Genomic DNA, 20,487 nt, shown 5'->3' on the forward strand with positions numbered 1-20,487 from the left:
AGGAATTCATGCATAATTTTTTGTAAATTACCAATGTTAATTTTTATCAAAACTTATTGCTTTTCTAAAAATTATGAACTATAATTTCATAATATATTAAGATTTGTTTACGTTTATATTTCGGGATGAATAAATTGCCTCAAATTTAAAATTAATAAGTAAGTAAATCAAACATAAAATTTGATGTGAATTATTAGAAAAATCACAACAATAAAAAATCAAAGGATAGTAGATTTTATCGCAAGTTCTTATAATTATAGAGCGTGCGTTTAAGTTGGTATTATCCTGATGAAATTTGTAGCCGTCCAATAGATTCTAGACATATATATATATAAATTAATTTCATTAGGGGGATTAAGATTGAGTAATGAGCTGTTGAAGATTAAAAACTTAAAAACATCTTTTCGTATTGAAAGTGAATATTATGCAGCAGTAGATGATGTTAGTCTTACACTTAATAAAAATGAAGTGTTAGGAATTGTTGGTGAGTCTGGATCAGGAAAAAGCGCACTGGCGTTTTCTATTATGCGTTTACATAATCGAGCAAAAATCGAAGGAGAAATTCTCTTAAATAATAAAGATATCGTAACAATGTCGAAGTCTAATTTGGATCAAATGCGTGGAGATGAGATGGCGATGATTTTCCAAGATCCACTAACTGCATTAAATCCACTGATGCCTATAGGTAAACAAATTGAAGAAGTTCTTTTACTTCATAAAAAAATGGGACAAAATGAACGGAAAAATAAAGTTATAGAACTACTTGATATGGTTGGAATACCAAGACCTAAAAATGTGTATGAACAATTTCCTCATGAGTTATCTGGTGGTATGCGACAAAGAGTTATTATCGCAATTGCAATTGCGAATGAACCACAATTATTGATTGCTGATGAGCCTACAACAGCATTAGATGTAACCATTCAAGCTCAAATACTAGACTTGATTCGGGATTTAAAGGAAAAAATCCATGCGGGAATTGTGTTGATCACTCATGATCTAGGTGTAGTTGCCGAAATGGCAGATCGTGTCGCAGTAATGTATGCTGGTCAAATTGTTGAAGTAGCGGAAGTACACACGTTGTTCGAGAATCCGTTACATCCTTACACAAAGTCTTTATTACACTCTGTACCCCAAGAAGGGGAAGATAAACTTCATGTTATACAAGGTATCGTACCAAATTTAAAAAATTTACCGAGAAAAGGTTGTCGTTTTGCTGCTCGAATTCCATGGATTGATGAATTTGCACATGAAGAGAATCCGGAACTACATGAAGTAGAGCCAGGTCACTTTGTTCGATGTACTTGCTATGAGAATTTTTACTTCCCAGAGGAAAACAAGGAGGAACAATCCAATGGCATTTCTTGAGGTAAAAGATCTAAAAGTCTATTTTCCAATTAAAGGCGGAATATTTAACCGTACAGTAGATCATATAAGAGCGGTTGATGGGGTCTCTTTTCAACTAGAAGAAGGAAAAACTTATGGATTAGTAGGTGAATCCGGATCAGGGAAATCTACTACCGGTAGAGCGATTATCGGACTAGAGGAAGTTACCGGTGGACAAATTTTCTTTAATGGAAAAGATATTACAAGTCAGAAAAGCAAAGATAAAGCTTTTAGAAAAGATGTACAAATGATTTTTCAGGATCCATATTCGTCTTTGAATCCTAGAAAACGGGTTATTGATATTATTGCTGAACCAATTAGGAATTTTGAAAAACTAACCAAAAAAGAAGAAATTATGAGAGTGCAAGGTTTATTAGAGATTGTGGGCATAAGTCCGGATAGTATTTATAAGTATCCTCATGAATTTTCTGGGGGACAAAGACAACGTATTGGAGTGGCAAGAGCAATCGCTCTAAAACCAAAATTAATCATAGCGGATGAACCAGTATCTGCTCTTGATGTATCTGTACAAGCACAAGTATTAAACTTTTTGAAAGATATACAAAGTGAACTCAACCTGACCTATTTGTTTATCAGTCATGATTTAGGGATTGTAAAACATATGTGCGATGATATCTCAATTATGTATAAAGGTAGGTATGTAGAGCAAGGGACTAGAAATGATATTTTTGAGAGTCCTCAGCATATTTATACAAAAAGACTTATTGCAGCAATTCCTGATATAAATCCAAGAAATCGAGAAGAGCAATTCAAGTATCGGAATAAAGTTTTAGACGAGTATAACAACGCGTATGATGATTACTTTGATCAAGCAGGATTAGCGTTCAATTTACAGTCTATCTCTGATAGTCATAAAGTTGCTCTGCCACAACAGAAAGGTTGATTCAGCTATGTGGAAATTTACAGTACGCCGTTTACTAATAACAATTCCTCAAATTATCGTGTTGAGTGTTTTAGTTTTCTTGATGGCTCAAATGATGCCAGGAGATGCTTTATCAGGTCTATTAGATCCAAATGTCGATCCAGCTACAATTGCTGAGCAAAGAGAACGTCTAGGATTAAATGATCCTTGGTATATTCAGTATAAAGATTGGGTAGCAGGGATTATGCAGGGGGACTTTGGGCAATCTTTCCGATTTAAGATGCCGGTTACTGAATTAATTGGCCAACGAATGGAAAATACAATTATTCTTTCTATCGTTACATTAATATTTACATATTTAATTGCATTACCATTAGGAATTATAAGTGGACGTTACAATGATAGTTTATTAGATCAAGGCATTTCTGGGTACACGTATGTTGGCTTTGCGACACCATTATTTATTTTTGCGCTCGTCATGTTGTGGATTTTTGGGTATTATCTTGGTTGGCTACCAACGAGTGGTAGTGTTCAACCTGGTCTAGAACCTGGATCATTCCAATATTATGTTAGTAAGTTCCATCATGCTTTCTTACCTGGTTTATCAATGGCTCTCATTCAAGTTGTATCTACTGTTCAATATTTGCGAAGTGAGATTATAGATACGAAGCAGAGAGATTTTATTATAACTGCAAGAGCAAAAGGAGCAACTGAAGGAAGAGTATATAACAAACATATTTTCCGTAATTCATTATTACCAATCGCAGCATTCTTTGGGTGGGAAATAACGTTATTAATTACTGGTACGGTCTTTGTGGAGAGGATTTTTAGTTATCCCGGAATGGGTGTACTATTCTTAGAATCAATTACACAGCGTGATTTTAGTGTAGCTAATACAATTGTTTTACTCTTTGGAGTAGCTAATATTTTAGGCGCATTATTATCAGATATTATTTTAAGTATCGTCGATCCGCGAATTCGTATTAAGTAAACTTGATCACACTGAGGTGAAAAAAGATGGAAATTCAGAATATGAAGGAAATCGAACAAACCAAAAGTCCTTCAACGATAAACATATTACTAAAAGAACTATATCGTGATAAATTAGCGCTTGTATCTTTGATATTTTTTATGTTAGTAACGTTATTTGTATTTGGTCTATCTTTATTTCTAGATCAAAGTGAAATTGTTCGAGTTGATTTGTTTGCTATTCATGAACCTCCAAGTAGTCAATTTATATTAGGTACTGATTATGGTGGGAGAGATGTGTTTGGGCAACTAATCATTGGTACAAGAAATTCATTAGTAATTGGTTTATTAGTAACACTTATTAGTGGAGTATTTGGTATTACGTACGGTCTTGTATCAGGTTACTTCGGTGGACACGTAGATAACGTCATGATGCGTATTTTAGACTTCTTTAATGTATTGCCATTCTTGTTTATTATAATCGTATTTGTTGCAATTGTTCCAGATTATAATACGATCACATTTTCATTAATTATGGCAGCATTTTCGTGGATGGGAATAGCCAGACTCATACGGTCGAAGGCTTTACAAGAAAAGGAATTAGATTATGCTCAAGCTTCAAAGACGTTAGCGACATCCAATTTTAATATTATATTTAAGCAAGTCTTACCTAATATAGCTTCATTAATCATTGTTACAATGACGTTAAATCTTGCGTCAAACATAGGTCTCGAATCCGGACTGTCCTTCTTAGGATTTGGATTTCCTGAAAGTACACCTAGTTTAGGTACTTTACTAAGTTATGCTACAAATCCACAAACACTTGAATTTAGATGGTGGATTTGGGTTCCGCCAGCAGTATTAATATTTCTATTGATGCTTTCTGTAAGAAATGTTGGTGAAGCATTAAAACGGGCTGCTGATGCTCGTCAACGACGAGGGTAGAGAATTTTGTTACTTACATCAATCATTCGTTAGGTTGGTGTTTAGTATATAAGTCGGAAAATTAAAAATCCGGCGAGGTAAGGGATAAAAAAGGGAGGTTATGAGGATGAAGAAAGTAAAGTTAAGTAAGCTATTGCTCGCAATCATGTTAATGCTTCTTTTGGTATTAGCTGCTTGTAATAGTGGTGGTTCTGATGAAGGGTCAGAGGGAAGTGACTCTGGAGAAGGAACTGAAGAAGGGTCTGAAGGTGAAGGTGAGAGTGGTGCTGAAGATGGCATTTATTCCATTGAAGACTTCTCTGTAGCTAAAACAGATGCAGGAGAAGCAATGGATGGCGGTTCTTTAACATATGGTTTAGTAACAGATACAGTATTTGAAGGTACATTAAGTTGGAACCTTTATTCGGGTGCTCCTGACGCAGAAATTCTTCAAATATTTGACGAATCTTTATTAAGTATTGATGAAAATTATAGTTATACTCAAGATGGAGCAGCAACATTTGAAACAAGTAATGAAAACAAAACATTTACGTTCACGATTGGTGATAATGTAAATTGGCATGATGGTGAGCCGGTAACAGCAGAGGATTGGGCATATTCTTATGAAATAATTGGGCATCCTGACTATACTGGTATTCGCTACGATTCGAGCTTCCAAAATATTGAAGGTATGCAAGAATATCACGCTGGTGAGTCAGATACAATTTCAGGAATTAAAGTAATCGATGAGAAAACATTAGAAATCAATTATAAAGTAGCTTCCCCATCATTATTAGCTGGTGGTATTTGGGCATATGCTACTCCGAAACATATCTTTGAAGATATTCCAGTTGCGGAAATGGAAGAAGCTGACGCAGTACGTAAAAACCCAATTGGTATGGGGCCATTTAAAGTAGAGTCTATCGTACCAGGTGAATCTGTATCTTACTCAGCTAACGAAGATTATTGGCAAGGTGCACCAAAACTTGATGAGCTAACATTAAAAGTAGTTGCATCTACAACAGCTGCTCAAGCTTTAGAAACTGGTGAAGTTGATATAGTGGATTCGTTCCCGACTGATCAATATCCAGATGTTGCTGAGACAATGACAAATGTGGAATTTTTAGGAAGAATTGATAATGCATATACTTATATTGGATTTAAACTAGGAAAATGGAATGCAGATGAAGATAAAGTTGAGATGGATCCGGATGCCAAAATGGCAGATGTAGAATTACGTAAAGCAATGTGGCATGCAGTTGATAATGATGCAGTTGGTGAACGTTTCTATAATGGCTTACGTTGGAAAGCTACTACATTAATTGGTCCAGCATATCCAGATTATCATAATTCAGATATCGAAGTACCGGCATATGATCCAGAACAAGCAAAACAAATTCTTGAAGATGCTGGTTATAAAGATACCAATGATGATGGTTTCCGTGAAACTCCTGATGGAGAAGAGTTGGTAATTAACTTTGCTTCTATGGAAGGTGGAGACACCGCTGAACCGATTGCAAACTACTATATCCAAGCTTGGGAACAAGTTGGTTTGAAAGTGCAATTGTTAGAAGGTCGTTTACATGAATTTAACTCTTTCTATGATCGTGTCGAAGCAGATGATCCTGATATTGATATCTACCAAGGTGCTTGGTCTACTGGATCTGATGTTGATCCTTCAGGATTATACGGAGCAGAAGCGCCATTTAACTATCCTCGTTATGAGAGTGAAGAAAGCACAGCTTTAATTACAGAAGGTAATGAACCAGAGTCAATAGATGTTGCACATCGTCAAGAAGTGTATAAAGAGTGGCAAGAATTAATGGTTAAGGATATTCCAGTATTCCCAACTGTTTATCGTGCTGTTCTTTCTCCAGCTAACGAGAGAGTGGTTGGATATTCAATCGCTACTGATTGGAATTATGCATGGCATGAAGTTGGAGTAACAGAAGACACTCCACAAACTGTGGAATAATTTTATGAAGAAAAAACCCTGCGTTGGTGGGGTTTTTTCTTTGTATTAGAAATAAATTATAATACTAAACTAGTAGGTGAAAAAATGATTCATATCGAACTTGCAAATGAAAAACATGTTGAAGGAATTATCTCAGTATGTAGAGCTGGCTACCGTGATGTATCAAAAGAAATATTATCCGATGACCTTATCGAAGAAAAATGCGAAGAATATTATAACGAAGAACGTATAAGCAAAGAAGTAACACAATTTAGTCATTCATGGGGCGGTTATTTTGTTGCGCTTGAGGATGATATTGTAATTGGTGCAGGAGGGGGCGGCATGACGACGGATCAAACTGGTTGGCTTTACGTTCTTTACTTGAATCCTACTCGTAGAAATGAGGGGATTGGGACAAAAATACTCGAAGCAGTGACGGAGCAACAAAAACAATTAGGTGCCATTGAGCAATATGTAACTGTCCAAAAAGGAAATATGAAAGGAATTCCATTTTATGAAGCGCGTGATTTTGTTTTTAAAGAAGAAATTCATTCTAATATCGAGCAAGAACCTGGAGCAATCGTACTTAAATTTAGAAGAGATTTAGTTTAATAGTTAAAAACTTCCATATCTTTTATGATAGACATGATTTTCTGCGAAACCAAATCCCCTCGTTTGATGCATATACAAATTTAACTTCTTCGCCTTTTAAGCTATAATGGTTACGTATACATAATGAGGAGGTAACTATCGGTGAATGAGCAAGATAAATTAAAAAAAGCAGTTGGAGAAAAAGCAGCAACCATGGTGAAGGACGGAATGAAAGTAGGATTAGGATCAGGATCCACTGTATATTGGATGATTCGTTCACTAGGCGAACGTATTCAGCAAGATGGACTGAAAATTGAAGGAGTTCCATCCTCAAATCAAACAGCAACGTGGGCAGAAGAAGCAGGAATACCGCTTACTGATTTCTCGAATGTGAAAGAATTAGACATAACGATTGACGGAGCAGATGAAGTAGATACTAATAATCATTTGATTAAAGGAGGAGGAGCAGCGCTTTTTCGTGAAAAGGTAATAGCACAGGCAGCAAAAGAGTTTGTGATTATTGTCGATCAATCAAAAGTAGTGGATACATTAGGAGAATTTTCTCTTCCTGTTGAAGTTCTTCCTTTCTCATGGCATCGAACTGCGAATGAGATTTCTAAATTAGGTTGTGTTCCGAAGCTTCGTGTTAATGGAGAAGAAACGTTAGTTACCGATAACGGAAATTATATACTAGATTGTCCATTTAAAGTCATTCCGCATCCGGACAAATTAAATAAAGAGATTAAATCGATTGTAGGCGTAATTGAAACAGGTTTATTTATTGATATGGCCACCACTGTAATTGTCGGAGAAAAAGATAATATCTATATAAAGTAATTTCTAGATACTATTTGAATGGTGGGAAGAATCATTAGAAAATGATTTTTCCTGCCTTTTTATGTAGCGGCTCTTAAATCCCAAATTTACTTCATAAAATTCTATTTAAAGTAAGAATAATGGATTTCTAATCACTTCATGGGCACTGACGCATAAAATGTGTAGGAGGCCTAAGGTCCATTAGAAAGGGTGATTGGATTTGTGTGGAATTACAGGTTTTGTGAATTGGGGTAAAATAGCAGACGAACAACGGTCTGTATTAGAAAAAATGACGGATACGTTATCACTACGCGGTCCAGATGATACACAACTTTGGACGAAAGGGCATATAGGTTTCGGCCATAAACGCTTGTCGGTTGTAGACTTAGAGGGCGGAAAGCAACCAATGAGTAAGACTGTCAAAGGGGTAACATATACAGTTTGTTATAACGGGGAATTATATAATACAGAAGATCTTCGTAAAGAGCTTCTAAAAAGAGGGTATACATTTTCTACAACATCCGATACAGAAGTATTATTAACAAGTTATATTGAATGGAAAGAAGCGTGTGTGGACCATTTTAATGGTATTTTTGCATTTGGAATTTGGGATGAAGAGAAAGAACAACTCTTTATATCACGTGATCGATTAGGAGTGAAACCTTTATTCTATGCAGAGAAAGGAAAAGGATTTATTTTTGGTTCAGAGTTAAAAGCAGTTTTAGCTCACCCGGATATTTCTACAAAAGTTGACCGTACGGGACTATCAGAAATTTTTGGTCTGGGACCATCGCGTACACCTGGTCATGGGTTATTTAAAGACATTGATGAACTAAGGGCGGCACATTCTTTAACTTTCTCAAAGCATGGTTTAAAAGTATGGAGATATTGGAATATGGTAAGTGATCATCATACGGATACGGAAGATGAAACTGCTGAAAGAGTCAGAGAACTCTTTGTAGATGCAGTGCAACGGCAACTCGTAGCGGATGTTCCAGTTTCTACTTTCTTATCAGGTGGCTTAGATTCCAGTGCGATAACAGCAATCGCAGCAAATTATTATAAAGAAAAAGGTTATGGACCATTAACGACATTTTCCATTGATTATCAAGGAAATGAACAGCATTTCGAGAAGAGTAAATTTCAGCCTTCCAGCGATCGTGCTTGGATTGAAAAAATGGTAGAAGGTTTCTCCACAGACCATCATGATGAGATTATTGCAGGTCAGGAGCTTGCGATTTTACTAAAAGCAGCGGTAGAGGTTCGTGATCAGCCGGGCCAGGCAGATATTGATTCTTCGTTGCTTTGGTTTTGCCGACAAATTAAACAACATACCACAGTAGCTTTATCTGGAGAATGTGCAGATGAAATATTTGGAGGATACCCATGGTTCCATGATCCAACTGCAGCTGGCGATAATTTTCCTTGGATACGTTCTTTAGATTCCAGAATTGATTTACTGCATGGAGATTGGAAGAAAAAATTAGATTTAGAGAGTTATGTACAAGAACAATATCAATCTACGATAGCTGAAACACCTCGTTTAGATGGTGAAAATAAAGTAGATGCAAGGCGTAGAGAGCTATTTTATTTAAATATGCAATGGTTTATGTCTCAATTGTTAGATCGTAAGGACAGAATGAGTATGGGAGCGAGTTTGGAAGTACGTGTGCCATATGCAGATCATCGTCTTGTTGAATATGTCTGGAACATTCCATGGGATATCAAAATGGTAAACGGTCATGAGAAAGGAATTTTACGTAAGGCGATGGAAGGTATTCTACCAAACGAAGTGCTTTATCGAAAAAAGAGTCCTTATCCTCGAACTTTCCAACCAGAATATACAGAGCAAGTAAGTCAATGGATGAATCGAATACTTGTTGATCCGAATGCGAGATTATTTGAATTTATGAAAAAAGAAAAAGTAGAAGCGATTGTAAAAAGCGAAGGGAAAGAATTTAAGAATCCGTGGTATGGTCAATTAATGCGTGGTCCACAGTTGATTGCGCATCTTTGTCAAATTGATCATTGGTTGCGACAGTATGAAGTTGATGTCGTTGATTGATGTCGGAGCTTAACAACGATTTAATAAAAAAAGAACGATGATTGTGATTAATATAATAAATATAGTTAGGTTCTTGTGGGAGGAAGGTTTAGGTGAGCCCCCGGTTTTACCAAGTAAACGGGAGGCTTACCAGCCACTCATTGATAAAAATTTTTCAAAAAAGAATTCATTATATTTTCTATTAGAAACTTTTTTGTTTGAACTTTTTAATCAATATTTGGACAAGAAATATAGTATAATACTAGCTGAGGAGGGATGAGATGAAATATTTTGTGGTGCTATTACCAATGTTAGATGAAGAGAAAAGTAAACAATATCGTCAGGATCATCTTGATTATTTAGCGAAGAAAGATGCAGAAGGTCACGTATTTGCAAAGGGAAGATTTGTTGATGGTTTTGGTGGTATGGTCATTTATATAGCGGGAGATTTAGCTATAGCTGAGTCAATAGCGAAAGAAGATCCATATGTTGTTAAAGGTGCACGTACATATGAGATTCATGAATGGGAAATGACTACAAGAGCCGTTTTACCAGAATAAGATAAGTTGAGTTTGAGTCAATTGCGTTTAAATGTGATTGGCTCTTTTTGTGTGTTTAGATGTTGATTAAATGAGACATTGTTTGTTCTTTTCTGTTATAAGTCGGAAGTTGGATTGATTTTTTTGAAAATTCCCTTTAAAATATATGTTATATAACCTAACATAAAAAGTAAGAATAAATAACAGTATGGAAAAGCTATTCTATAAAGGTAATTGGTTTGCTTAGGGGAGGGGCTTGGATGTCAAAGAAAATAAGTGCTACGGTAACAGAATATATTGTTCAGCAATTAAAAAATGGACGATATAAGATTGGTGATAAATTACCGTCAGAAAGAGAATTTATGGAATTACTTCATGTTGGTCGTTCATCCATTCGTGAATCTTTGAACACCTTAGAAGATATGGGGATTGTTGAAAAGCGAATGGGGATTGGCGTGTTTGTAAAACAATTGAGAGTGAACCAACTTGCTGATGCGTATGTGATTGCGTCCTTGCTAGATAATAATTGTTCAAAAGAATTGCTGGACTTTCGTTTTATGTTAGAAGTAGAAATGGCGGGAAGAGCAGCTTGTTTTGCGAGTAAACAAAATCTTATACAAATGGAGGAAGCAATTTATTTACAACGGCAAGCAATCGACCAGAAGACATCTTTTATGCAAGCCGATGAATTATTTCATCATGCAATTATTGTAGCATCCAATAATCATGTTATTGAGCATGTTTATCAAAGCCTTCATGATTTGGTTCAAGATGCACTTTACCAAAAATGGGAAACGGTAGATTCAGTCAAGTGTTTTGAAGAACACATGAAAATTTATGAAGCAATAAAAACACACCAAGAAACCAACGCGAAAAAAATGATGATGGAACATCTACACGCACATTGGACCTACTCCATCTAATTTCTAATTACTCCACTAAAAACTCCATTAGATGCATTAAAAATTAATATTTTTTCATTTACGCATAAAGAAACAATGGATACATTCCTTTACCAATAATATAAAAAACAGTAGAATTTCAACTAGTTGAACAAACTATAGGTAACTATAGATAATGAAGTAAATATGGTATCCTTTAGTTGATAATAATTATTTGAGCAAAGAAGGAAATGGCGTAATGAAAAAACATTGGAACGTTTTTATTGCATTCTTCCGGGTAGGGATGCTTGGATTTGGAGGAGGTCCAGCCTCTATACCATTAATTCAAAAAGAAGTAGTCCAGAAATATCAATGGATGGATGATGAAGAGTTTAGTGATATTTTAGCGATTGCAAATACATTACCAGGTCCAGTTGCAACCAAACTTGCAGGATATATCGGTTATCGGGTCTCTGGTTGGATAGGTATGCTTAATTCTTTGATTGCTTCTGTTATCCCCACAGTAATCTTACTTATTATATTATTAAGGACACTATCGGGGATTAGTGAATTTGATTGGGTAAAAGGGATGACAGCAGCGGTTATAGCAGTTGTTGGAATGATGATGGCTGTTTTGACATGGCAATTTATACAAAAAGCTGGAAAAGGTTTGGGTTGGGTATTAACAATTATTATGACTATTATTATGTTTGTATTACTTCAAGTTGTCCACATCCATCCGGGAATTGTCATTGCAGTATTACTTATTCTGGCGCTCGCACTACCTGTAAAAAGCCAAGATAAAGAAGGTGAATCCTCATGATATATTGGGAGATTTTTGTAGCTTTTTTTATTCCTGGAATACTCGGTTATGGCGGAGGACCAGCATCCATTCCGCTTGTGGAAAATGAGGTAGTACGAAATTTTGAATGGATGTCTACACAAGAATTTGGTGAAGTACTTGCATTTGCTAATTCGTTGCCAGGTCCAATTGCTACAAAACTAGCTGGATATATTGGATTTGAAGTAGGTGGTTATTTAGGTGCTGGAATTGGACTATTTGCTAGCATTGCCCCTTCATTAATATTAATGATTTTACTTGGAGGAATTTTAATAAAATATAAGAAATCTCCTCGTATCAAAAGGCTTACACTATTTGTACAAACGGTAATCGCAATACTGTTAGGAGTATTAGCTTGGAATTTTTGGAATGAAGCGTACATAGGAATTGGATTTTGGCAAACAGCAATAATAGTAGTTTTAAGCTATTATTTAATTGAACGAAGAAATGTTCATCCAGCATTTATTATTGCAGGAGCGTTACTATACGGCGGTTTTTTCCTGTAGATGAATTTTGAAAAAGACTTAATCTGTATTGCAATCAAGTGGAAGAACAAATATTAAAATTTCGAGAGCGGGCGAATGTATTCAAAAGAATACTTTGCTTGGAAAAAATCTTCCGAAATATACCCCTTTTATCAAACGGCAACAGGTAACTAGGTGATCTCCAGTTAAGGGTCGCCTGGGACCTTTCACAATTCACAATACGAATCTCCTTTTACAAGCAAATGCAATATGACTCCTATCAGATTCCGATTTTCCGATGTTTAATTTGATCTCACACGTAATGATCTTATACTTGAATGATTGTATGGCTTTTCTTAAACCCACATGATTGTTCACTGTCTAAATCGATGGGTGGAGTTATCTTATAGAAAAGGCGGATTGGATTTCGTACACCACAGCCTACCCCCACCACACTTTATCTGTGACTACACACTTTTGTGATGAAATTCACATCCAAGGTGACATCTCAGTCAAAAATCACCGCATCTCTCTATCCGACATAAGGGACAAAAAGTTATTTACCTATAGCACAAATTTATATATGGCAACAATCAATTGCCAAATTTACATTAAGATAGTGTTGTAAGCGGATTCGTAAATGCCATAAAATATAAGTAGTAACAATAAATATAGAAAAGAAGAAAGGGGAGTTTTTTCATGTCTGAAGAACAATCTGGCTTTCGTGCAAAAGTACAGAAATTTGGTAGCTATCTAAGTGGAATGATTATGCCAAACATCGGTGCTTTTATCGCATGGGGAATAATTACAGCTTTATTTATACCGGATGGTTGGTTGCCAAATGAAGACTTGGCAGGATTAGTAGATCCAATGATCCTTTATCTATTGCCATTATTAATTGGTTTTACTGGTGGACGTATGGTTTACGATATTCGTGGAGGAGTCGTCGGTGCAACTGCAACAATGGGGGTAATCGTTGGAGCAGATGCCCCAATGTTTTTAGGAGCAATGTTAATGGGTCCATTAGCTGCTTACTTGATGAAGAAGTTAGACGGTGTGTTCCAACACAGAATTCGTCAAGGGTTTGAAATGTTATACAATAACTTTTCAGCAGGTATACTAGCGGCAATCATGGCGATTATCGCACTAAAAGCAATTGGTCCAATTGTATCAGGATTAAACACTGCACTTGCTGCTGGAGTAGAAGTAATTGTAAATGCTGGATTATTGCCACTGGCAAATATCATTATTGAACCAGCAAAAATCTTATTCCTTAATAATGCAATTAATCATGGGATCTTAACTCCATTAGGTGCTGATCAGGCATCAGAGATTGGAAAGTCGATTTTATTCCTTATGGAGGCAAACCCTGGTCCAGGGTTAGGAATATTACTAGCATTTGCTATTTTTGGTAAAGGAGTTTCCCGAGCTTCCGCACCGGGTGCTGCAATAATTCAATTTCTAGGTGGTATTCATGAGATTTATTTCCCATATGTTCTTATGAAACCGCTGCTTATCTTAGCTGCAATCGGTGGTGGGGTTACAGGAGTATTTACACTACAATTATTTGATGCAGGTTTACGTGCGGCAGCATCTCCAGGAAGTATATTTGCTGTATTAGCTATGACAGCATCTGACAGTTATATCGGAGTTATTTTGAGTGTTATTTTAGCAACTGCTGTTTCCTTTATTATTGCTGCAATTATTTTGAAATCATCGAAATCGGATGACGAAGGTGATTTAAGTGCTTCTACAGAAAAAATGGAAGCAATGAAAGGAAAAGAAAGTAGTGTAGCAGGAACGTTAAAAGGGAATCAAAATAATGATGAAAAAAATTCTGAAAAAATAAATGATCATGATGCTATATCAGAACCAGAAACACCTGTAAAAGACGCATCACAAGTAGACAAAATAATCTTTGCATGTGACGCTGGAATGGGCTCTAGTGCGATGGGTGCATCGTTATTAAAGAATAAATTTAAGAAGAGCGATATTAATATTAATGTTACGAATAAAGCGATTAATGAAATACCTGATGATGCCGATATTGTAATTACTCAAAAAACGTTAACAAGTCGCGCAAAGGCTAAATTACCAACTGCGGAGCATATTTCTGTAGAGAACTTCTTAAACAGTCCTAAATATGATGAACTTGTGGAACGATTAAAAAACAAATAATTTATATTGGAGGTGAATGGTCTTGTATCTTTCCAGTCGTGAACGACACATACTGAAGTTTCTTTTAGAGGCAGATAAAGAAAAGCCGGTAAAAGATATAGCGGATCAGCTTGGGGTAAGCGTTCGGACCATTCACCGTGAATTAAAGAAGATTGAGAAAGTGCTTGAAGATTATCAGCTAAAACTGACTAAAAAAACAGGTTCAGGTATCTCAATCCAAGGTTCTTTGGAAAGTCAAAACTTCTTACAACAAGCTATTGAAGAGTTGTCTGCTGCAGAATTAACCGAAGAAGAGCGACAAGTGATTTTGTTATATACATTATTGAAATTTCGAGATCCTGTGAAATTATTTCATTTAGCAACCGAGCTAAATGTGACTATTTCCATGGTTAGTCAAGACTTGAACAAGTTAGAATCTCAAATAAATTCTTTTGGTTTAAGCTTAATAAGGAAAAAAGGTTATGGAGTACGAATTGAAGGGGACGAAGCACGGAAAAGATCTGTGCTCAGTCACCTTATTTCACGTCATATTGACCCTTTTCAATATGTAGAGAAGCTAAAAGAAAGAATTCAAGAAAATGCTTCGAAATCAGACACGATTTCAGAGCGATTACTTGGCCTGGTTGATGCTGATAAACTGGATAAAATAGAAGAAGAAATCCAACGAATGCGCCACCAACTGCCTTATGATCTTGCTGATAGTGGATATATAGGTTTAGTCGTTCATCTTGCTTTGGCAATTGAACGATTACAAAAAGGAGATACTATTCATTTCGATGATGGATACAAAGAACAAATCAAAGATAAACAAGAATATAAAATTGCTGCAGAAATTATAGACCATTTGGAAGAAGCATTTTCTCTATCTATTCCAGAAGATGAAATTGGGTATATTACGATGCATTTAATGGGAGCTAAATTAAGAGAGAACCAAAACTATCTTTTAGAAGAATCGAGCATGGATATAGCTTATAAAGCAAAAGAATTAATACGCTTTGTAAGCAATGAAATGAATATTGATGTTACAAATAATAATCGATTTTTAAATGATTTAACGACACATTTAAAACCAGCTGTATATCGTCTAAAGCAACAAATGAATATTAATAACCCTATGATTGATGAAATTAAGAAAGATTATATTGAACTTTTTGAAGTGATTAAGAAAGCTATTGAACATGTATTCCCTAACATTGCGTTCCCAGATGAAGAAATAGGATATATCGTGCTGCATTTTGCTGCAACGTTTATGCAAACTGATTCGCAACAGGATGTAAAGGTGCTAGTAATTTGTTCTAGTGGGATAGGAACATCGAAAATGTTAGCTTCTAAATTAAAAAATACGTTCCCAGAAATAAGTATTGCTAATCACCAATCATTATTTGACTTGAATGAAGAGACATTGGCAGGATACGATGTCGTAGTATCAACGGTTGCATTGGAAGATATTGATCGTAGTTATGTATTGATATCTCCATTATTAACTGATGAAGAAGCAAGAAAAATAAAAGTGGAATTGAGAAAAAGTAAAATTACTTCTCCGATTAAAAGACAGCCACAGAAAACAAAAAATAACCAGGATGATTTTGTTGCTAAACTATATTCTATGCAGCTTTATTCAAAAGTCATGCTGCAATTAATTGATAATTTTTCAGTTACCGCTTTAGCAAAAGAAAACGATAAGCTGTCTTATTTACGGTTAATTGGAAAAGATATGGTACAAACAGCCGTAGTTACACATTCCGATGGTATTTTAGAAAAGTTAATAGAGCGAGAACAACTGGGAGGATTAGGAATACCTTCCTCTCAGCTTGCATTATTTCACACTCGTTCAGAATTGGTTCAGGGGCCATGCTTTCGGGTATATGAATTGGAACAACCAATTTATTTACAAGGGATGGATAATAACCCGATGAGAGTTAAGCGAATTCTACTCATGTTGGCTCCGCAATCAGCTGGATCAGAAGTATTAAGTATTTTAAGTTTTATTAGTAGTTTATTCATACAACAAGAAGGAAATATTCAAATTTTTGAAGATGGAACAGAGAAAGATATCCATCAATTTCTGGCAAATGAGTTTCAAATTTTTATGAACGAAAAATTTCACGAGTAGGAGTGCATACATCATGGCAAAAGAAATTTTGGGCAAAGAAAATATTCAATTAGGTGTTGAATTCTCATCAAAAGAAGAAGCAATTCGTTATACTGGAGAAATTTTATTCCGTAATGGCTATGTAGAAGAAACGTATATTGAAAAAATGCTTGAACGAGAAGCATTAACTTCAACATTTATGGGGAATGCATTAGCAATTCCTCATGGAACAGAAGATGCAAGAGAAATGGTAATCGAAACCGGACTATCTGTTGTAACAGTACCAGAAGGTGTAGATTTTGGTGATGGAAATGAAGTGAAAATTTTAATTGGGATTGCTGGTAAAGGTGATGAACACTTGGAAATTTTGTCTCAAATTGCAATTATTTGTTCGGAAATTGAGAATGTGGATAAATTAGTAAATGCAGGTTCTAAAGAAGAAGTTTTAGAACTCCTTCAAGAGGTAAACTAATATGAAAAAAGCAGTCCATTTTGGAGCAGGTAATATCGGACGAGGTTTTATCGGCCTTTTACTAGATCAATCAGATTATCAAACAACTTTTATCGATGTAAATAATCAAGTTATTGAAGAAATCAATAGACAAAAATCATATCATGTTTATCTTGCTGGAGAGGAAAAACAAAAATTAACTGTAAGTCATATTACCGGGATTAGTAGTGTGGAAGAGCCGGATGCTGTTACAGAAGCAATTGTACAAGCGGATGTCGTTACTACTGCGGTTGGACCAACTATTCTTCCAATTATTGCAAAAGCTATTGCTAAAGGATTGCAAGAGAGAGAAAAGCAAAATAACGAAGCCTTAAATATCATCGCTTGCGAAAATATGGTCGGTGGTAGTTCAATGTTAAAAGAGCATATATATCAGTCCATCGAAGTAGAAGAAGTGGAGACCTTTGAAAAACTATATGGTTTTCCAGATGCAGCGGTTGATAGAATCGTACCGAATCAGACAAACGAAAACCTACTAGATGTGATGGTGGAACCATATTATGAGTGGGTTGTGGAGAGAAAATCGATTGTGGGTGAAGTACCTCCAATTTCTGGTATAACGTATGTAGATGACCTTGCTCCTTATATTGAACGTAAATTGTTTACGGTAAATACGGGACATGCTATTCCGGCATATGTAGGAACATATTTAGGATATGAAACTATCGTAGAAGCGATGAAAGATCCGGTTATTGATGAGATTATACACGGTGCTTTATCTGAATCAGGAGAAGCATTAATTCAAGCATATGGTTTCAATCGTGAAACTCATCAAGAGTACGTGGATAAAATCATTCAGCGTTTCCAAAATCCATATATATCAGATGATGTAAAACGAGTTGCGCGTGGACCTCTCCGTAAATTAGGAGCAAATGATCGCTTAGTAAAACCAGCTTTAATGTATATCGAATATACAGGTAAGCCGCCAGTTTACTTAGCGAAAACAATCGCAGCGGCATTATTATTTAACAATCAAGAAGATGCAGAAGCGATAGAATTACAAAAGAAAATTACTGATATTAGTTACCAACAAGCTTTTGTAGAAGTAAGTGGTTGTGATGTGGATTCTGTACTTACTAAGTTGGTAATGGACCAACTAAGCTTATTGCAAAATAAGAAGTAGAAAATTAAGCCTAGAATGAAAATCAGCATTAAAAGGATAATTGCTGCATCATTATAGGCTTTTTTCTTTCAGAAATAGAAACTTCGTTCATTAGGGAGGTTATTGTCTGTTGAAAAATGTACAATTATTCATTGACGAGTCCCAACTGTTTCAGGCCATGAAAAATTCCATCTTCCTCTGATGTTTTCGTTTGATAATTTGCGTATTGAATCAGTTCGCTATCTGCATTTCCCATAGCGAATCCAACACCAACTGTTTGTAGCATTTCTTTATCATTCATACCATCCCCAAAGGCAATGGAATTTTCTAAAGAAATATTAAGTTCTCCTAATACACGCTTAATAGCTTCTCCTTTGTTCATATTAATGCGAATAATATCATACGCAGATGCTACTCCATTAACATTTACTTGAGAAGGACGAATATTATCATTAATAATATAATGATTAGCTTCATTAGGGCCCACATTTAGTGCCGTAATACCGAGAATTTTATCTTTTAGTCGTTCATCAAATAATTCGTTTTTCCGTAATTGGAATATTTCAGAGAATGTTTGCACGAAATCATCTTCGAATGTTGTAAAATGATTTTTATCTTTTGTGTATAAAATAAGTTCATGGTTTTTACTTGTAGCTATACTTAAAAACGTATCTACATCATTTTCCAGCATCGGCTCATTTAATATCGTTTTTCCCTTATATTTTGCATAGGCCCCATTATAACCAATTAATGAATCTACCCCGAGTTCATCTGCCAAATCATCGATTTCAATAATTGGTCGCCCTGTACAAAGAAAAACTTCTAATCCGAGTTTTTTCACTTGTTCAATTGCTAGCTTAGTTCGTTCGGAATATGTATGATCCGGTCGTAAAATAGTACCATCAATATCTAAGAAAAGTGCTTGATAATTCATTGTATTCTCCTTATCTTATCGTAATTAGACTTATTTTATCACATTGGTTATCCCATATTCACATATTTACTGTAAATTAACGTGAAATACAAATTATCTGCACGTAAAAAATTCCCCTTCAATAAGAGAAGGGGAAGGGGGCACATTTTCAAAGATTAATAGTTTACTGCATCAAATGAATTGATTAATCCGTGTTGGAAGTAAGTACCTGTTCCGCTAATCGGTGTTGCAGTATTTTCAATAGAACTTCGAATCGCACTATTATCTTTACCTTGTGAAGCAAGTAATGCTGCTAAACCAGCAACATGTGGAGAAGCCATTGATGTACCGGATAAATAGACATATCTATTTGATGGGTATGTTCCTGCAATTTCAACACCTGGAGCAGTAACATCCACCCAACTTCCATAGTTTGAAAAGCTAGCTACATTATTATTTTCATCTACTGCACCAACTGCAATAGCATTATCATAAGATGCTGGTTCAAATGTTGTTGATGTACTACTATTTCCTGCTGCTGCTACAACGACAGAACCACTATCCCAAGCATAATCGACAGCATCTTCCATTGCTTGTGTATCACAATTACAGCCTAAGGAAAGGTTAATAACTTCTGCACCATAATCTGCTGCGTAAATTATACCATCAACGATATTTGCTAAACTCCCGCTACCGCTACTATCTAAAACTTGTACAGCTAATATTGAAGTGTCTGGAGCTACACCAGCAATTCCCAATCCATTATTTGTTTCTGCAGCTGCAGTTCCGGCTACATGAGTACCATGACCATTACGGTCTATCGGGTTGTAATTATTATTAACAAAATTATATCCAAGAATCGTTTTATCATCTAGATCCTCATGATTGTAATCAACGCCAGTGTCAAGAACGGCAACGACTTGATTGGAATTACCTGTAGTCACATCCCATGCTGAAGTTGTTTCTGATGTGAATAATCCATATTGATAACTAATATCAAAGAATGGATCATTTGGTGTGTAAGTTGCATTCAAAATATAATTTGGTTCAACATATTCAATTTGAGAATGGTCACTTAACGTTTGTACTACTTGTTCGACGTCCTTTACTTTCAAAACACTAAAAGGAGAGTCTACTACATTTTCATCAACAAGAATTTTGGCATTAATATCACTTAATACATCTTGTTGCATATTCATGGACATATCCTCTTTGAACTTAACAAGAACTTCTCCTTCAACATAAGGAGCTTGTTTATCATAAGAGTCTATAATACTTGTGTTTGTCTCTTTCTCAATCTCAGTGTTCCTGTCCGCTGCAGCATCCGTTACCAGTGGTGAAGTAACTAATAGAGTTGCTAATGCTAATCCACCAAAAATTTTACTTTTCATCATGATTC

General features: G+C 35.5%; 18 protein-coding genes. 16 read left to right on the top strand and 2 right to left on the bottom strand.

Going from position 1 to position 20,487, the window contains the following annotated elements; translation table 11 throughout:
• Positions 1 to 360: 360 nt before the first annotated feature.
• The 16 genes from ABC346_RS08960 to ABC346_RS09035 all read left to right on the top strand — a co-directional run bounded on the left by ABC346_RS08960 (position 361) and on the right by ABC346_RS09035 (position 18,196).
• A complete protein-coding gene (locus ABC346_RS08960; protein WP_413234527.1) occupies positions 361 to 1,368 on the top strand; it encodes an ABC transporter ATP-binding protein in 1,008 nt (335 codons plus the stop codon).
• Complete coding sequence (locus tag ABC346_RS08965) at positions 1,355 to 2,290, top strand: ABC transporter ATP-binding protein (protein ID WP_413234528.1); 936 nt, start codon at positions 1,355 to 1,357, stop codon at positions 2,288 to 2,290. The genes ABC346_RS08960 and ABC346_RS08965 overlap by 14 nt, the downstream gene beginning before the upstream one ends.
• A 7-nt stretch (positions 2,291 to 2,297) precedes the next feature.
• A complete protein-coding gene (gene opp4B / locus ABC346_RS08970) occupies positions 2,298 to 3,260 on the top strand; it encodes an oligopeptide ABC transporter permease (protein ID WP_413234529.1) in 963 nt (320 codons plus the stop codon).
• Between the two features lie 26 nt (positions 3,261 to 3,286).
• A complete protein-coding gene (locus ABC346_RS08975; protein ID WP_413234530.1) occupies positions 3,287 to 4,183 on the top strand; it encodes an ABC transporter permease in 897 nt (298 codons plus the stop codon).
• 106 nt (positions 4,184 to 4,289) lie between these two features.
• Positions 4,290 to 6,137 carry an oligopeptide ABC transporter substrate-binding protein gene (gene opp4A / locus ABC346_RS08980; RefSeq protein ID WP_413234531.1) on the top strand — a complete coding sequence of 616 codons (1,848 nt, stop codon included), beginning with the start codon at positions 4,290 to 4,292 and terminating at the stop codon, positions 6,135 to 6,137.
• 84 nt (positions 6,138 to 6,221) lie between these two features.
• Positions 6,222 to 6,728, top strand: a complete 507-nt coding sequence (locus ABC346_RS08985; protein ID WP_413234532.1) for a GNAT family N-acetyltransferase — start codon at positions 6,222 to 6,224, stop codon at positions 6,726 to 6,728.
• 141 nt (positions 6,729 to 6,869) lie between these two features.
• A complete protein-coding gene (rpiA, locus tag ABC346_RS08990) occupies positions 6,870 to 7,544 on the top strand; it encodes a ribose-5-phosphate isomerase RpiA (protein WP_413234533.1) in 675 nt (224 codons plus the stop codon).
• A gap of 199 nt (positions 7,545 to 7,743) precedes the next feature.
• Positions 7,744 to 9,588 carry an asparagine synthase (glutamine-hydrolyzing) gene (gene asnB / locus ABC346_RS08995; protein WP_413234534.1) on the top strand — a complete coding sequence of 615 codons (1,845 nt, stop codon included), beginning with the start codon at positions 7,744 to 7,746 and terminating at the stop codon, positions 9,586 to 9,588.
• A gap of 260 nt (positions 9,589 to 9,848) precedes the next feature.
• Complete coding sequence (locus ABC346_RS09000; protein WP_413234535.1) at positions 9,849 to 10,127, top strand: YciI family protein; 279 nt, start codon at positions 9,849 to 9,851, stop codon at positions 10,125 to 10,127.
• A 239-nt stretch (positions 10,128 to 10,366) separates the two neighbouring features.
• The gene (locus tag ABC346_RS09005) at positions 10,367 to 11,029 is read left to right on the top strand and encodes a FadR/GntR family transcriptional regulator (RefSeq protein WP_413234536.1); all 663 of its coding nucleotides are present in this window, start codon (positions 10,367 to 10,369) and stop codon (positions 11,027 to 11,029) included.
• Positions 11,030 to 11,246: 217 nt separating this feature from the next.
• A complete protein-coding gene (locus tag ABC346_RS09010; RefSeq protein WP_413234537.1) occupies positions 11,247 to 11,810 on the top strand; it encodes a chromate transporter in 564 nt (187 codons plus the stop codon).
• Complete coding sequence (locus ABC346_RS09015; protein ID WP_413234538.1) at positions 11,807 to 12,334, top strand: chromate transporter; 528 nt, start codon at positions 11,807 to 11,809, stop codon at positions 12,332 to 12,334. The genes ABC346_RS09010 and ABC346_RS09015 overlap by 4 nt, the downstream gene beginning before the upstream one ends.
• 657 nt (positions 12,335 to 12,991) lie before the next feature.
• Positions 12,992 to 14,470, top strand: a complete 1,479-nt coding sequence (locus ABC346_RS09020) for a PTS mannitol transporter subunit IIBC (RefSeq protein WP_413234539.1) — start codon at positions 12,992 to 12,994, stop codon at positions 14,468 to 14,470.
• A gap of 16 nt (positions 14,471 to 14,486) precedes the next feature.
• A complete protein-coding gene (locus ABC346_RS09025) occupies positions 14,487 to 16,583 on the top strand; it encodes a BglG family transcription antiterminator (protein WP_413234540.1) in 2,097 nt (698 codons plus the stop codon).
• 13 nt (positions 16,584 to 16,596) lie between these two features.
• Positions 16,597 to 17,034 (top strand): PTS mannitol transporter subunit IIA, encoded by a 438-nt coding sequence (locus tag ABC346_RS09030; RefSeq protein WP_413234541.1) that lies wholly within the window; start codon positions 16,597 to 16,599, stop codon positions 17,032 to 17,034.
• 1 nt (position 17,035) lies between these two features.
• Positions 17,036 to 18,196, top strand: coding sequence for a mannitol-1-phosphate 5-dehydrogenase (locus tag ABC346_RS09035; RefSeq protein WP_413234542.1), 1,161 nt, complete (start codon positions 17,036 to 17,038; stop codon positions 18,194 to 18,196).
• Between the two features lie 124 nt (positions 18,197 to 18,320).
• Here the strand turns inward: ABC346_RS09035 and ABC346_RS09040 are convergent, their stop codons facing one another.
• Both ABC346_RS09040 and ABC346_RS09045 read right to left on the bottom strand, forming a co-directional pair.
• Positions 18,321 to 19,109 carry an HAD family hydrolase gene (locus tag ABC346_RS09040; protein ID WP_413234543.1) on the bottom strand — a complete coding sequence of 263 codons (789 nt, stop codon included), beginning with the start codon at positions 19,107 to 19,109 and terminating at the stop codon, positions 18,321 to 18,323.
• A gap of 155 nt (positions 19,110 to 19,264) precedes the next feature.
• The gene (locus ABC346_RS09045) at positions 19,265 to 20,479 is read right to left on the bottom strand and encodes a S8 family peptidase (protein WP_413234544.1); all 1,215 of its coding nucleotides are present in this window, start codon (positions 20,477 to 20,479) and stop codon (positions 19,265 to 19,267) included.
• Positions 20,480 to 20,487 lie beyond the last annotated feature (8 nt).

It is taken from the genome of Oceanobacillus phoenicis, assembly GCF_047238145.1.
GTDB lineage: Bacteria > Bacillota > Bacilli > Bacillales > Amphibacillaceae > Oceanobacillus.